Here is a 15,573-nt window from a genome sequence, read left to right on the forward strand (position 1 = left end):
CCTGGCCAGGGGGCCTGGTCGGGAATCCGGTCGGCCGAAGCGGGCTGTGCGGGCCCACCCGACAGTGGCGCAGTGCGACAAGCGCCGGACGTCGGACGTCGGACGCCCCGAGCGTGGCCGGGCCTCAGCCGTCGCTGTCCACCCCGGCGCCGTCGCCGGCCGCCGCACCGTCATCACTGGCCGCCGCCGTGCCGCCGCCGACCGGGGCACTGTCACCGTCGGCCGCCACACGGTCGTCGCCCGCCGCCGTGCCGTCGCCGTGCACCGCACTGCGGTCGTCGGCCACCGCCGCATCGAGCACGTCCGCCACCTCCGTCGGGGAGAGAGCGGACCCGGCCGAGCGCTCCCGCTCGTAGCGCTCGGGGCCGAGGGACTCCCTCAGCCGGTCGCGGACCTCCGTCAGGGCCGCCCGGTCCGGGTTCCACAGCGGGATGCCGCCGCGCCAGGTCTCGGCGGCGGCCAGCACCCGCGCCGCCGCGGCGGGTTCGGCGAGCCGGGGCAGCAACTGGGCGGCGCACTCCGCGAAGTGGGCGAGGACGATCTCCGCGCAGGCCGCCCGTACGGCTTCGCGCAGCGTCGAGGCCAGCCCCCGCACCCCGGCGGCGGGTCCGCTCTCCAGCGCCTCGACCCGGGCCGCCACGCCCTGGACGATCGCCGTGAAGTGGGGCGGCGGGGTCGAGCGGACGCACTCCGCGAACGCGGCGTCGACCTCGGTCCGCGCGGTGACCGCGTCACCCTCGTCCAGGGCCATGCAGGCGCGCAGATAGTGGATGTACCCGGCCGTGTCGGAGGTGTGGTGGCGGACGGTCTCGGCCGCGGCGTCGTCGAGCATCTTGCCCGCCGCCACCACGTCACCGGTCCGGTAGGTGATTTCCGCGATCCGGGCGAGCAGGAACGGGGCCTCGGCGTGCGCCCCGACCTCGCGGGCGAGGCTCAGCGCCTCCTCGTACGCCGGTCGCGCCTCGGCGGGCCGGCCGCGCATCATCGCCGCCTCGGCGGTGGCGCTGGCCACCTGGGCGCGCATCCAGCGGTCGCCGACGCGACGGCCGAGCGCGCGCAGCTCGACCAGGTCGTCGTCGACCCCCGCGGCGCCGCCGGGCATGTCGATGACCATGTGCGTACGGAACATGAGGCTGACGCCGATCTCCCATTCGCCGCCGTACGCACGGCAGTTGGCGACGACGGCGTCCACCGCCTCGCGCACATGGCCGGGGGTCTCGGTGAGGAACGCCGCGAACGGCCACAGCAGGCCGGGGAAGCGCGCCGCCTGCGGCCCGCCGTGGCCGAACGCCACCCGCAGCCGGTCCATCTCCGCGCGCATCTCGGGGGCGCGCAGGGACTGGGCGCCGCTGGACTCGGCGAGCAGGAAGACCCGCAGCAGGCCCAGCTGGAGGCGCGGCCAGCGGTCGGAGTCGTCCGGCAGGCCGGTCAGGTCGGCCAGGTCCTCCGGCCCGGCCGGGCCGGAGGCGTCCGCGTCCATCGCGAGTACCCGGGTCACCCAGGCCGCGCCCTCCGCCCGGTAGTTGCGCAGCCACCAGAACCAGCCCATGGCCCGCGCCAGCTCCACGGCCTCGACGGGGTCCGGGTCGGTGACGGTGGTGCGGTGCAGGGCGGCGCGGATGTTGTCGAGTTCGCCCTCGATGCGGCGGATCCAGGGCAGCTGGTCGTGCGAGCGGAGCCGCGGGTCGGCCTCGCGGGCGAGGTCGCGGTAGTACGCGGTGTGGGCGCGGGCCGCCGCCGCCCGCACCTGGGGGGTCTCGGCGGCGCGCTCGGTCGCGTACTCGTGGATCGTCTCCAGCATCCGGTAGCGCATCCCGGCCGTCTCCGGGTCGGGCGCGGCCACCACCAGGGACTTGTCGACCAGCGCCGCCAGGTCGTCGGTCGAGCCGCAGACCGCCTGGGCGGCGGTCAGGTCCCAGCCGCCCGCGAAGACGGAGGCGCGGCGCAGCACCGCGCGCTCGCGCTCGTCCAGCAGCTCCCAGGACCAGTCGACGACCGCGCGCAGGGTCTGCTGGCGCGGCAGTACGGTCCGGCTGCCGCTGGTCAGCAGGCGGAACCGGTCGTCGAGCCGGTCCGCGATCTGGCGGGGCGCGAGCAGCCGCAGCCGGGCGGCGGCCAGCTCGATCGCCAGCGGCAGGCCGTCCAGACGGCGGCAGATCTCGGCGATCGCCTCGGGGTCGTCGGCCGGGTCGAAGTCCGGGCGTACGGTACGGGCGCGCTCGGCGAAGAGCCGGTGCGCGATGTCCGGCGGCAGCGGCTCCACCGGCCGCACCCGTTCGCCGGGCACGCCCAGCGGCTCCCGGCTGGTGGCCAGGACGCGCAGGCCCGGACAGTGCGTGAGGAGGGTCTCGGCGAGCCGGGCGGCGGCCTCGATGACGTGCTCGCAGTTGTCGAGGACGAGCAGGGCGTGCGGGGTGGCGGCGAAGTGGTCGACGAGACGGGCGACCGGGTCGTCCTGGTGCGGCTGGCCGTCCCGGCCGAGCAGGGTCGTCTCGCGCAGCCCGAGCGCGGAGACGACGGCGCCGGGGACGGCGTCCGGGTGGTCGAGCGGGGCGAGCTCGGCCAGCCACGCGGTGGTGTGCGCGGCGGACTCCTCGGCGAGACGGGTCTTGCCGGAGCCGCCGGGGCCGGTGAGGGTGACCAGCCGGTGGCTCTCCAAGTCACCGCGGATCGCGGCCAGTTCGGGTTCGCGGCCGACGAAGGAGGTCAGCCGGGGGCGCAGCCGGCCGGTCGCGGCCGTGGGGGCGGGCCGCCGCTCGGGGGTCGGCGCGGGGGCCGGGGCCGGGCTCAGCAACTCCTGGTGCAGGGCCGCCAGTTCCGGGCCGGGGTCGGCGCCGAGGGCGTCGGCGAGGGTGCGGCGGGCGTTCTCGTACGCGAGGAGCGCGTCGGCCGTGCGGCCCTCGGCGCGCAGGGCGCGGACCAGTTGGGCGTGGAACGGCTCGTCGTACGGGTGCTCGGCGAGCAGGGCGGTGAGCTCGGCGGGCAGGTGCGCGGTGGCGCCCCGGCGCAGGTCCGCCTCGACGCGGTCGCGCAGGGCCGCCAGGCGGCGGGCCTCGGGGCGGGCGGCGGCCGTACGGTCCGGGAGGTCCGCGAGGGCCGGGCCGCGCCACAGCGCGAGGGCGGTGCGCAGGGTGTGCGCGGCGGTGTGCGGGTCGCCCGCGGCGAGTTCACCGGCGCCGGTGCGGGCCAGGCGCTCGAACGCGAACAGGTCTACGGCGTCGGGGCCTTCGACCACCAGGCGGTAGCCGCCCGGGGCGCTCTCGACCGCGCCGTGGCCCAGGGCGCGGCGCAGGCGTCCCACCAGGGCCTGGAGGGCGGCCGTGGCGTCGGCCGGCGGGTCGTCCGGCCAGATCTCGTCGATCAGGGCGGCCAGGGGGGCGGGGGACGGGTGGTCGGCGCGGTACGCCAGGGCGGTCAGCAGGGCGCGCAGGCGGGGGGCCAGGGCCACGCCCCGCCCGGCCTCGTCTCGCGCCTCCGCGACGCCCAGGATTCCGTACCGCACGGGGACATTGTGTCCTGGTTGGGGGTGGGGGGCGGGGGGTATTTGGTGCGGGTGTTCGTCTGCGGGGCGGTGGTGGGGCTCGCGCCCCTTTTTGGCCGGGTGTTCGTCTGCGGGCCGGTGGTCGCTCCTCGCGCCGTTCCCCGCGCCCCTTCGAAACCCGCCCTCGTCTGCGGGCCATGCTCGCTTCTCGCGCCGTTCCCCGCGCCCCTGAAAAACCCGCCTTCGTCTGCGGGCCGTGCTCGCTTCTCGCGCAGTTCTCCGCGCCCCTGGGAAACCCGCCCTCGTCTGCGGGTCGTGCTCGCTCCTCGCGCCGTTCCCCGCGCCCCTGAAAAACCCGCGGCCCCAGGAACCCCGCGGCCCCTGGTGGAGCCGGGGCTGGTGTTATGCCCTCAGTGAGGGTCTCGACGGGGCTACTCCTCCCGCTACCGCCCGTTGCTTGGGGGCCGCTGTGCCTGTCCAGCAGGTGCCTCGGCGGGAGAGGAGGCGGCGGAGCCAGAGTTCGGTGGAGATCAGGTCGGCCAGGCCGTCCAGGGGGAGGCGGGCGCCGGTGGCCGCCTCGTGCAGGGCCTCGCGGATCGTGTGGGCCTCGATCAGGCCCGCGTCGGCCAGCAGCGGGGCCTCGAAGAGGGCGGTGAGGGGGTCGAGGGACTGGCGCAGCCCGGCCCGGACCGCCGCCGTGGAGGAGGCGTGGGAGGTGGCGCCCCAGCCGGGCGGCAGCTCCCGTACGCCCGAGCCCGCCAGCACCGTCCGCAGGATCGCCGCCCGTGCGCCGGGCTGGACGCGCAGGGACTCGGGCAGGGCGCGGCAGGCGCGGACGACCTGGTTGTCCAGGAACGGGGCGTGCAGGCGCTGGCTGCGGATCTCGGCGGCCTGCTCCAGGACCCGGTGGTCGGCCGCGTACCGGGCGAGCGCCGCCCGGGCCCGTGCCTCGCCGGGGCGCAGTACGGTCGCCGGGCGCGTCGCCGACGCCCTGAGCCGGATCGATACTTCTGCCAGCGCCTCGCCGGTGAGCCAGCGGGCCGCCGGGCCGGGCCGGGTCCAGGCCAGGGAGGCGAGCGAGGCGTCCAGCGGGCTCTCGGCCTCGCCCGTCCCCGCGTCCCGGCGCAGCTGCTCGGCGGCCGATTCGATACCGGTGCGGTAGGGCGTACGGGCCAGTCTGCGCGCCGCCCGGTACACCGTGAGCGGGACGAACAGCGAGTGCGCCGTGGGTCCGCCGGCCTTGGCGATGGCCGCCGCCGGGCGGATGAGGTGGCGCCGTCTGCGGTCCATCAGCAGATCGGCGAGGCGCGCCGGATGGGCGTCCAGGACCTGGCGGGCGCCGCTGCCGGTGAAGTGGTCCGCGCTGCCCGCCGCGAGCCTGCGCCGGTGCCGGTCGGCGGTGACCAGCGAGGGTCCGGGCTCGTCGGTGAGCGGCCCGGCCAGCTCCGCGTACGGCAGGGAGTCCGCGTCGCCGGTGACCACCACGTGGTGCAGCCGGGGGTTGGCCGCGATCGCCCCGGCCCGCTCCAGCTCGGCCTCGCCCCGGCGGCCGGGCACGGCGAGGTCGTTGAAGGTGACCGCGAGGAGCCGTTCGCCCGCGCCCGTGCCGTGGCCGAGGACCGTGCCGGGGATGCCGGGCAGCCCGGCGGCGAGCAGGGCGAGGGTGGCCGAGGCGGGGCCGCCGGAGAGGTCGGCGCCGATGCCGGGCGCCGGGCCCCCGCGGGCGGCGCGCCGCTCGGCGGGACCCATGCCGGGGACGGGGCCGGGGTCCGGCGGCAGGATGTCGGGGGCGTGGCGCGGCGCGGTGAGCCTGGCCCGTACGGCGCCGACGAGTGCCTCCCGTACGCCGTTGACCGCACTCTCCTCGTCGACCTCGGCGGCGGCGACGGCCAGCGAGGCGACCGGTTCGTACCCGGTGATCTCCCGCGAGCCCTCCCGCAGGACGAGGGCGTGGCCGGGCGGAATGCGCCGGACTCCCGCGTACGGCGTGGAGTCGCCGAGCGCCTCCGGTACGTCGGGGCAGGCCAGCAGGGCCGCCAAGTGGCCGATGTCCAGCTGGGCTTCGATGAGGTCGGCGAGCGGGAGGGCGGCCGTGGCGTAGGCGGTGCCGCTCGCCCAAGGCGTGTAGAAGACGGGGCGTGCGCCGGCCAGGTCGCCGACGACAGTGACCCGGCGGCCGACCTGCGCAACGGCCGTATAGCTGCCGGGCCACGCGGACAGGTGCCGCAGTGCGCCCCCCCGTGCCGCGAACAGCCCTACCCGCAGCTCCTCGTCACTGGCGGCGCAGCAGCCGAGCACCGCGAGCCGGGTGTCCGCCCCCACGCTGACCACGCGGATCTCGTCGGGCCGCCAGTCGCCGACGGCCCAGAGCGGGTCGGGGTCGCCCCACAGCAGCTGGGAGCCGACGGGATGGACCGTGCGCCCCTCCTCGGGCGCGCCGACGGTGCCGGCGGTCCCCACGGGGCCGAACCTCGCGGCGACACTGCTCCAGCCCACCAGCCACCGCATCGCCGCCTCCACAGCCTGTGGACAACCCGTCGCACGCGACGGCAGAACCGGCGCGGGCCGCAACGGCCGCGTACAGGGCGTGGTTCTGAGGTCGCTCGGGACCATGCTGCCACGACAATGGCGTGCGGGAGGGACCTCGGGGTAGCGCGCGCAAAAAGTGAACGCGCCCCCGTGAATGGCCGATTGGCGGGTCACCGGAGGGGCGGAAGCGGTCTTTCCGGAGAACTCGGGACAGTCGGTTTTCGGCCAACTTCGCCCCGCGCGCGCGTGGCGGACGCCTCGCAGCGGGCATGAGAGCGGGTGGAGAGCCCGCGTGGACGACCCACAGTCCGGGAGGCGCAGTCCGCCTCCCGGACCGGTCCGCCGCCCGCGGGGATTGAGGCGGCGGTGTCCCCCAGCCCACCGGATCCAGTACAGCGGGCCGACCCACGCACCGTTCATGGAAGCGCTCCCGGCCCCGCGCGGGCCAGAGCGCACGCACCGCGCACGGCCACACACCCGGAGCACGCACCGGCCGACGGGAGCCGTCCGCACGGAGAACAATCTCGCCATCCGGAACACCGCCTCTTAACGGTCGGGATGCGGCGAACTACGCTGGGTGCACCGCTGTTCTCCGCGGGCGGCATATTCCTGGGGGCTCGGCCACACGATTGTGCGGTCGCACGGGACCTTGGGGGCACGGCCCCGGGGGACGCCGTCTGTGTCGAGGGGTGGCGCATGTCCAGGGAGCAACGCGGGCCGAACGAGAAGCTCGGCACCGTTCTCGCCCTCGCGGGAATCAGCAACGCCGGACTGGCACGACGGGTCAACGACCTGGGCGCACAGCGCGGTCTGACGCTTCGTTACGACAAGACGTCGGTGGCCCGCTGGGTCTCCAAGGGGATGGTTCCCCAGGGAGCCGCGCCCCATCTGATCGCGGCGGCCATCGGCGCCAAGCTGGGCCGCCCGGTGCCGCTGCACGAGATCGGGCTCGCCGACGCCGACCCGGCGCCCGAGGTGGGTCTCGCGTTCCCGCGCGACGTGGGCGAGGCGGTCCGCTCGGCGACCGAGCTGTACCGGCTGGATCTCGCCGGACGGCGGGCGGGCGGCGGCGGCGGCATCTGGCAGTCCCTGGCGGGCTCCTTCGCGGTCACCGCCTACGCGACCCCCGCCTCCCGCTGGCTCATAACCCCCGCCGACTCGTCGGTGGCGCGCGACCACGACGGGGCGGCCGGGACACCGCTGAAGGTCGGCCACAGCGATGTGGCCAAACTGCGCGAGGCGGCCGAGGACGCCCGCCGCTGGGACTCCAAGTACGGGGGCGGGGACTGGCGTTCCTCGATGGTCCCCGAGTGCCTGCGGGTGGACGCGGCGCCCCTGCTGCTCGGCGCCTACACCGACGAGGTCGGCCGCGGCCTGTTCGGCGCCACCGCCGAACTCACCAGGCTGGCCGGGTGGATGGCCTTCGACACCGGCCAGCAGGAGGCCGCCCAGCGCTACTACATCCAGGCGCTGCGGCTGGCCCGCGCCGCGGCCGACGTGCCGCTCGGCGGCTATGTGCTCGCCTCCATGTCGCTCCAGGCCACCTACCGCGGCTTCGCCGACGAGGGCGTCGACCTCGCGCAGGCCGCCGTGGAGCGCAACCGGGGCCTGGCGACCGCCCGCACCATGAGCTTCTTCCGGCTGGTCGAGGCGCGCGCGCACGCGAAGGCGGGCGACGCGCCGGCGGCCGGGGCCGCGCTCAAGGCCGCCGAGGCGTGGCTGGAGCGCTCCCGGGACGGCGACGCGGACCCGTCCTGGCTGGGCTTCTACTCCTACGACCGGTTCGCCGCCGACGCGGCCGAGTGCTACCGCGACCTGAAGGCCCCGCGCCAGGTGCGCCGGTTCACGGAGAAGGCCCTGTCGCGCCCGACCGAGGAGTTCGTCCGCTCGCACGGGCTGCGGCTGGTGGTGTCGGCCGTGGCCGAGCTGGAATCGGGCAATCTGGACGCGGCCTGCGCGGCGGGCACGCGCGCGGTGGAGGTGGCCGGGCGGATCTCCTCGGCCCGGACCACCGAGTACGTGAGGGACCTGCTGCACCGCCTGGAGCCGTACGGGGACGAGCCCCGCGTCGTGGAGCTGCGGGAGCGGGCCCGGCCCCTGCTCGTGGCCCCGGCGTAGATCACTTCCCCCATGGGTTTAGGGGCATTGTCAGTGGGCCAGTGCACTATTCGGGGTGGGAGGTGTGCGGGTGACCGGGTTCGACTGCGACGTGCTGGTGATCGGCGGCGGGATCGTCGGTCTGTCGACGGCGTATGCCCTGACGCAGGCATCGCCCGGCACGAGGGTGACGGTGCTGGAGAAGGAGGACGGCCCGGCCCGCCACCAGACGGGCCGCAACAGCGGGGTGATCCACAGCGGGATCTACTACCGCCCCGACTCCCTGAAGGCGCGGTACGCGGTGCGCGGCGCGGCCGAGATGGTCGAGTTCTGCGCCCGCCACGGCATCCCGCACGAGGTCACCGGCAAGCTGATCGTGGCCACCGAGCGCGCCGAGCTCCCCCGCCTGCACGCCCTGGTCCAGCGCGGCAGGGAGAACGGCATACCGGTCCGCGAGCTCGGCCCCGCCCAGATCGCGGAGTACGAACCGGAGGTCCGGGGCCTGGCCGCGATCCACGTCGGCACCACCGGCGTCTGTGACTACGGCGCGGTGACCGCCCGCCTGGCCGAGCTCTCCGGCGCCGACGTGCGGTACGGGACGGAGGCGGTGCGGATATCGCGCCGCCCGGCCTCGGGCGTGGCGGTGCTCACCTCGACGGGCACGGTGGTGCGCGCCCGCGCCCTGGTGAACTGCGCGGGCCTGCACTGCGACCGGGTGGCCCGGCTCGCCGGGGACGACCCGGGCGTGCGGATCGTCCCGTTCCGCGGCGAGTACTACGAGCTGGCCCGGCCCGGCCTGGTCAAGGGGCTGGTCTACCCGGTGCCGGACCCGGCGTTCCCCTTCCTCGGGGTGCATCTGACCCGGGGCATCGACGGCGGCGTCCACGTCGGGCCGAACGCGGTCCCGGCCGCGGCCCGCGAGGGCTACGACTGGCGCACGGTCCGCCCCGCCGAGCTCGCCTCGACGCTGGCCTGGCCCGGCTCCTGGCACATCGCCGCCCGCCACTGGAGGTACGGGGCGGGCGAGATCCACCGCTCGCTGTCGCGCCGCGCCTTCACCGACGCGGTGCGCCGGCTGCTCCCCGCCGTCACCGAGGCCGACCTCCACCGGGCCCCGGCCGGGGTGCGGGCCCAGGCGGTGCTGCGCGACGGGACGCTGGTGGACGACTTCCTGATCCGTACGGCCCCGCGCACGGTCCACGTGCTGAACGCGCCGTCGCCCGCGGCCACCGCGTCCCTGCCGATCGGCCGCGAGGTGGCCCGGCGGGCCCTGGACGTCCTGGGCGCGGTGCGCGGCGGCGCCCCGGCGTAGGACCCGGCGCCCCGAGCACCCCGGCCCGGGGCCACCCGCCCCACCGGTCCGGGACGGCCCGGACCCCGGGACGGCCGGGCACACCGGGACGGGCCGCGGACGGCCCGGCGGCCGGGAGCGCCTGCACGTAGAATCGGCGCATTGTGTCTGAGCAGCCCCACACCACCCCCGCCCGCCGCCCCAAGAGCGAGCCCCGGTTCCCCGGCGGCCCCGCCGCCGACCCCGCCGGGTCGCACCACGAGCGGCGCATCCGGAGTTTCCAGCCGCGCCGCAGCCGGGTGACCACCGGCCAGGGCGAGTATCTGGAGCGGCTGTGGCCGCTGTGGGGCTTCGACATCGACGGGCGCGGAAAGCTCGACCTGACCGAGATGTTCGACGGGCTGCCCGTCGTCCTGGAGATCGGGTTCGGGATGGGCGAGGCCACCGGCCAGATGGCCGCCGACGACCCGGGCACCGGCATCCTCGCCGTCGACGTGCACACCCCCGGCCAGGGCAATCTGCTGGGCCTCGCCGAGCGGGGCGGGCTGACCAACGTGCGCGTCGGCAACGGCGACGCGATCATCCTGCTGCGCGAGATGCTGGAGCCCGAGTCGCTGGACGGGCTGCGCGTCTACTTCCCGGACCCCTGGCCCAAGAAGCGCCACCACAAGCGCCGCATCATCCAGCCCGACTTCCTCACGCTGGTCGCGCCCCGGCTCAAGCCCGGCGCCCTGCTGCACTGCGCCACCGACTGGGAGCCGTACGCGGAGCAGATGCTGGAGGTCCTGGACGCCCACCCCGCGTTCGAGAACACCCAGGCCGACGGCGGGTACGCGCCGAGGCCCGCGTTCCGGCCACTCACCCGGTTCGAGGGTCAGGGCCTCGACAAGGGGCATGTGGTCCACGACCTGCTGTTCACCCGCGTGACAGAGCTGCCCTCCGCCTGACGGCGCCTCCACGCACCGTCGCGGATTGTCCGTACCCCTCGTTAGGGTCGTCTGGTGCCGTCCGATTCGCTTCCGCCACGCCCTTCCCCGGACCCGGTCCAGCCGGTTCCGGACTGCGGCGCGCGGCCACGGTTCGAGGCCGTACCGGAGCGGGCGAAGTGGCGCTACCGGCCGCGGCGCGACTTCTGGCGCTCCAAGGCCGTCCGGGCCGGGGCGCTGATCACCCTGCTCGCCCTCTCCGGTCTGGTCATCCTGGCGATCGTGCGGGAGCAGACCGGCACCGAGGGGTTCCTGGTGGGCCTGGGCCTCGCGGTGCTGCCGGTGCCGCTGCTCGGCGCGGCCTTCCGCTGGCTGGACCGGGTGGATCCGGGGCCGTGGCGCAATCTGCTGTTCGCGTTCGCGTGGGGCGCGTGCGCGGCGGCACTGGTGGCGATCATCGCGAACTCGTTCGCGACCCGGTGGATAGCCACCGCGACCGCCGACCCGTCCTCCGCCGACCATCTGGGGGCGACCGTCATAGCCCCGGTGGTGGAGGAGAGCGCCAAGGCGGTGGCGGTGCTGCTGCTGTTCCTGTTCCGAAGACGGGACTTCAAGGGGATAGTCGACGGGGTGGTCTTCGCGGGCTTCACCGCGACCGGCTTCGCCTTCACCGAGAACATCCTGTACCTGGGCAACGCCTTCGGCGAGGACCAGGTCAGCCACACCGCCGGGTTCTCCTCGACGACGGCGGCCACCTTCTTCGTCCGCATCGTGATGTCGCCGTGCGCGCATCCGCTGTTCACGGTCTGCACGGGCATCGGCTTCGGCGCCGCCGCCCTCGCCCCGCCGGGCCGGCGACGGCGCCGGATCGGTCTGCCGCTGCTCGGCCTGCTGGTGGCGATGGGGCTGCACGCCCTGTGGAACGGCTCGTCGGGGTTCGGGACGTACGGCTTCTACCTGGTCTACGCCGGGTTCATGGTCCCCGTCTTCGGGCTGCTCACCTGGATCGCGGTGTGGAGCCGCCAGCGGGAGCTGCGCACGGTCGCGGCCGAGCTGCCCGCGTACGCGTCGGCGGGCTGGCTGGGCCCGGCCGAGCCGCTCGCGCTCTCCTCGATGCGGGCCCGCTCGATGGCCCGGGACTTCGCGTACCGCACCTACGGAGGCAAGCGGGCGGCTCGGACGGTCGCGGAGTACGAGGCGTTCGCCACGGCGCTGGCGTTCCTGCGCCACCGGGCCCGGCGCACCTCGGCGGGCCCCGACTTCCTCGCCCGCGAGCAGGAGCTGCTGCACCACCTGTGGGAGCGCAAGGAGGTGGCGGGCCCGGCGCTGCTGTACGCGGCGGGCGCGGCGGGCCGCATCTGGATCCCCCGCCAGCCCCAGCCGTACGGCCCGCGGGCGCCGCACCCCTACGAGACGTGGACCCCGTACGGCTCCGCCACCTGGGCGCCTCCCTCCCAGGCGCCCCAGGACGGCTCCCCCGATCCGCGTACGCCGTGGGGACCCCCGTACGACCCGTACCTGCGCTGACCCGCACGACGGGCGCCCGCGCCGACCCGTACGGCCCCGGACCCGCACCGACCGCGCCCGCTACGCCGACGCGGTCTTCAGCTCGCTCAGCTCGGCGTCGGTGAGCTCCAGGTCGGCGACCGCGACCAGCGCGGGCAGCTGGTCGACCGTGCGGGCCGAGGCGATCGGGGCGACCACGGTCGGCTGGGCGGCGAGCCAGGCGAGCGCGACCGTGGCGATCTCGGCGTCGCGCTCGCGCGCGATCCGGTCGAGCGCCGCCAGCACCTTCTGGCCGCGCTCGGTGGCCAGGTGCTGGCCCGCGCCCTCGGCCCGGACGCTGGCGACGCTCGCGCCCGGCCGGTACTTGCCGGTCAGGAAACCGGAGGCGAGCGCCGGGTAGGGGACGGCGGCCAGGCCCGAGCGGGCGGCGGTGTCCTGGAGGCGGCCCTCGTAGCTGCCGCGCGAGACCAGGTTGTAGCGCGGCTGGAGCGCCACGTACTTGGCGAGGCCCTCGCGGTCGGCGAAGTCCAGCGAGTCCTGGAGCCGCTCGGGGGAGATGTTGGAGGCGGCGACCGCCCGCACCTTGCCCTCCCGTACGAGCTGGTCGAGGGTGGTGACGATCTCCTCGACGGGGACGGACTCGTCGTCGAAGTGCGTGTAGTACAGGTCGATGTAGTCGGTGCCCAGGCGGCGCAGCGACTCCTCGGCGGCCGCCTTGACGGTCGGCGCGGCGAGCCCCTTGAACTTGGGGTGGGCGCCGACCTTGGTGGCGACGACGACGTCCTCGCGGTTGCCGCGCGCCGCCAGCCACTTGCCGATGATCGTCTCGGACTCACCGCCCTCGTTGCCCGGGAACCAGGACGAGTAGGTGTCGGCGGTGTCCACGAAGTTGCCGCCCGCGGCGGTGTAGGCGTCGAGGACGGCGAAGGAGGCGGTCTCGTCGGCGGACCAGCCGAAGACGTTGCCGCCGAGGGCGAGCGGGAAGACGGACAGATCGGAGGCACCGAGCGGGCGCAGTGAGGTCATAGGGGGGCAACGGGCCTGCGGGGCACGGGTATTCCGGGCACCCGAAGCCCGTCGCGGACGGCCTCGGCGACGGAAGGGGCCGCGTTGTTACGGGTTGAGCCCCTTGGACCGCAGCCAGCCCATCGGGTCGATGCCCGTGCCGCCCGGGGTGTGCACCTCCAGGTGCAGATGCGGGCCGGTCACGTTGCCGGTGGCGCCGACGCGGCCGATGGTGTCGCCGGTGGAGACCTGCTGGCCCGCGCTGACCGCGATCGAGGACTGGTGGCAGTACCAGAGCTCGGTGCCGTCCGACAGCTCGATCACCGTGCGGTAGCCGTACGAGCCGGACCAGCCGGCCGACTTGACCGTGCCGCCGTGGATCGCCTTGAGCGGGGTGCCGGTCGGGGCGGCGAAGTCGAGGCCGGTGTGGTGGCCGGAGGACCACATCGAGCCGGCCTCGCCGAACGTGGAGGTGATCGTGTACGAGCCGACCGGCAGCGAGAAGCTCTTGGCCAGCTCGGCCAGCCGCGCCTCCTCCGCCTTCTTGGCGGCAGCCTCCTCGGCGGCCTTCTTCTCGGCCGCCGCCTTCTGCTCGGCGGCGCTCGAAGCGGCCTTCGCCTCGCGCGCCGCGGACTCGGCCGCGGCCTTCTGGGCGACGGCCCGCGCCTCCGCCTCGGCGTCCGCCTGCTGGTGCTCGGCCTGCTGGAGGATGCGGGCGCGCAGGGCCTCGCCCGCGCCGGTGGCGCCCTTCTCGGCGTCGGCGCCAAAGACCCCGGCCATGGTGAGCGGGGCGGCGGCCACGGCCCGGTCGGCCCGGTCGGCCGGGGTGTCGTCGCGCTCGTCGTCCCCGGCCAGGTCGGCGATCAGGGTGCCCACGCCCGGCAGGGACTTCACGTCGGGGAGGTTGTCCGCGACGGAGTCGGGCAGGGATATGGAGACCGGGGGCTTGGTCTGGGCGCTGGCCATGCCGCCCGCGCCGACGGCCGCGATGACGCCGACGCCGAGGACGGTGGAGCTGCGGGCGAGTCCGCCGCGCTGCTTGGCGACGCGGTGCCGGCCCCGGACGGCGACCGACTCCTCGGTGGGGTTCCACTCCTCCCACACCTCGGTGTCACTGGGCGCGGTCCCGTACAGGGAGACGGGGGGAAGCGGCTGGGTGCCGAGGGCAGGCTCGTTGGACGCCACGGAGGCGCACTCCTTTCCTTCCTTCTCGCCTACCGGGTTAGCTGACGGGTTCGGAGCAGGAAGGTCTCCTACGGGCGTTCCGCGCGGACGCGGACGTGTCCGATTCACCCCAAGTTGGTGGTTCCCCGGTTCCCTTGCGGGATTCGGCGCACGCGCACGGTGCCGCCTTCTGCGACGGCTGGGACGACCGCGCTGCGTTATCGAACGTTAATAGACAGGCGGACCGGATTCCAAGCCGTTCCCGGTGATCGTTGGGGACAACTGCTGACGGTGTGTCAATTGTTATGCGCAGGGGCGCCGTTCGACTACGGTCCGTCATGACGGGTTCGCCCGGCGCCACGGGCACGGCACCACGGACACGGCGGGTCCGTCACGGCGGGTCCGTCACGGCGGGTCCGTCACGGCACCACGGGCATCGTCCGCCGCCGCTCCGGCTGCCCCACCCCCGGCCGGCCGACCGCGAGCAGCGCCATGTCGTCGCTGGCGCCCCCGCCCGTATGCCGCCGGACGTCGTCGACGAGCGCCTGGAGCACCCCGTCGGGACCGGCGAAGATCCGGCCGCGCAGCCGCTCGTACGGGTCGTAGAAGACCCCGGGCGGCTCGACGGAACGCGCCTCCGACAGCCCGTCCGTGTAGAAGAGCAGGGTCGCCCCGGCCGGGAAGGGGTACGTCTGCGCCCGGTCCGGCCACACCCCCAGCTCCGCCATCCCCAGCGGCAGCGCGGGATCGGCCGGGACCAGCGCGTCCAGCACCCCGTCGGCGTGCAGCATCAGCGGTTCGGGGTGGCCCCGGTTCACCAGCCGTACGGTGGCGGCGCCGCGCGGGACCTCGGCGAGCACGGCGGTGGTGAACCCCTCCACCGCGTCCAGGCCGCTGCGCCGGGCGCCCTCCCGCGCCAGCGCCCGCTCCAGCCGCCCGGCCACCGCCTCCAGGGTCGTCTCCTGCTCGGCGGCCTCCCGGAACGCCCCGATGACCACGGCCACCGCCTCGACCGCCTCAAGCCCCTTGCCCCGCACGTCCCCCACGACCAGCCGCACCCCGTACGGCGTGTCCTGGACGGCGAACAGGTCCCCGCCGATGAACGCGTCCGCCTGCGCCGCCTCGTACCGCGCGGCCACCTGGAGGCCGCCGATGCGGTCGGCGGGGGTGGGCAGCACCGCACGCTGGGCGGTCTCCGCGATGACCCGCGCGGAGGCCAGCCGCTCGCCGCTGCGGCGCAGGATGCGGTGGGTGAAGAGGGCGAGCACGGCGACCGTGAAGACGGTGAACAGCTCGCTGACGGCCTCACCGGTGCTCGGGATGTCGTGGTAGCGCTCGGCGATCAGCACCGCCGCCACCGCCCCGGCCCCCGCCAGGGCCGTGCCGCGCCGGCCGCAGAACGGGGCGGCGATCATCGGCGCCGCCGCGAAGAGCGCGGCCCCGGTGAGATCGGGCGGGGTGGCCAGGTCGAGGACGAGCCCGGAGGCCAGGAGCAGCCAGGGCAGCACCCGCATCAGCGCCCGGCACCGGGCGCCCTCCCGGCCACCGCCGTCTCCGAACTGCCGCACCTGTGG

General features: G+C 75.5%; 9 protein-coding genes and 1 riboswitch. Of the genes, 4 read left to right on the forward strand and 5 right to left on the reverse strand.

Annotated features, from left to right (window positions below):
- Nucleotides 1-124: 124 nt before the first annotated feature.
- The gene (locus tag AB5J87_RS16615; protein ID WP_369377498.1) at nucleotides 125-3,502 is read right to left on the reverse strand and encodes a BTAD domain-containing putative transcriptional regulator; all 3,378 of its coding nucleotides are present in this window, start codon (nucleotides 3,500-3,502) and stop codon (nucleotides 125-127) included.
- Nucleotides 3,503-3,883: 381 nt separating this feature from the next.
- Nucleotides 3,884-5,989 (reverse strand): asparagine synthase-related protein, encoded by a 2,106-nt coding sequence (locus AB5J87_RS16620; protein ID WP_369377499.1) that lies wholly within the window; start codon nucleotides 5,987-5,989, stop codon nucleotides 3,884-3,886.
- A gap of 717 nt (nucleotides 5,990-6,706) precedes the next feature.
- Here AB5J87_RS16620 and AB5J87_RS16625 point away from each other — a divergent pair.
- From AB5J87_RS16625 to AB5J87_RS16640, 4 genes are all read left to right on the forward strand, one after another.
- Nucleotides 6,707-8,128: an MFS transporter gene (locus AB5J87_RS16625; protein WP_369377500.1), complete on the forward strand. Its 1,422-nt coding sequence runs from the start codon at nucleotides 6,707-6,709 to the stop codon at nucleotides 8,126-8,128.
- A 64-nt stretch (nucleotides 8,129-8,192) separates the two neighbouring features.
- Nucleotides 8,193-9,419 carry an L-2-hydroxyglutarate oxidase gene (gene lhgO / locus AB5J87_RS16630; protein WP_369377502.1) on the forward strand — a complete coding sequence of 409 codons (1,227 nt, stop codon included), beginning with the start codon at nucleotides 8,193-8,195 and terminating at the stop codon, nucleotides 9,417-9,419.
- A gap of 143 nt (nucleotides 9,420-9,562) precedes the next feature.
- Nucleotides 9,563-10,345, forward strand: coding sequence for a tRNA (guanosine(46)-N7)-methyltransferase TrmB (gene trmB / locus AB5J87_RS16635; protein ID WP_369377504.1), 783 nt, complete (start codon nucleotides 9,563-9,565; stop codon nucleotides 10,343-10,345).
- A 54-nt stretch (nucleotides 10,346-10,399) separates the two neighbouring features.
- Entirely contained in the window at nucleotides 10,400-11,851 is a 1,452-nt protein-coding gene (locus AB5J87_RS16640) for a PrsW family intramembrane metalloprotease (RefSeq protein WP_369377505.1), read from the forward strand.
- Nucleotides 11,852-11,911: 60 nt separating this feature from the next.
- Here the strand turns inward: AB5J87_RS16640 and AB5J87_RS16645 are convergent, their stop codons facing one another.
- The 3 genes from AB5J87_RS16645 to AB5J87_RS16655 all read right to left on the reverse strand — a co-directional run bounded on the left by AB5J87_RS16645 (nucleotide 11,912) and on the right by AB5J87_RS16655 (nucleotide 15,513).
- Complete coding sequence (locus AB5J87_RS16645) at nucleotides 11,912-12,856, reverse strand: aldo/keto reductase (protein WP_369377506.1); 945 nt, start codon at nucleotides 12,854-12,856, stop codon at nucleotides 11,912-11,914.
- A gap of 87 nt (nucleotides 12,857-12,943) precedes the next feature.
- The gene (locus AB5J87_RS16650; RefSeq protein ID WP_369383552.1) at nucleotides 12,944-13,969 is read right to left on the reverse strand and encodes a M23 family metallopeptidase; all 1,026 of its coding nucleotides are present in this window, start codon (nucleotides 13,967-13,969) and stop codon (nucleotides 12,944-12,946) included.
- Between the two features lie 62 nt (nucleotides 13,970-14,031).
- Nucleotides 14,032-14,179: riboswitch (cyclic di-AMP (ydaO/yuaA leader) on the reverse strand.
- 239 nt (nucleotides 14,180-14,418) lie between these two features.
- Nucleotides 14,419-15,513 (reverse strand): PP2C family protein-serine/threonine phosphatase, encoded by a 1,095-nt coding sequence (locus AB5J87_RS16655; RefSeq protein WP_369383554.1) that lies wholly within the window; start codon nucleotides 15,511-15,513, stop codon nucleotides 14,419-14,421.
- Nucleotides 15,514-15,573: the final 60 nt, after the last annotated feature.

Source organism: Streptomyces sp. cg36, assembly GCF_041080675.1.
Taxonomy (GTDB): Bacteria; Actinomycetota; Actinomycetes; order Streptomycetales; family Streptomycetaceae; genus Streptomyces.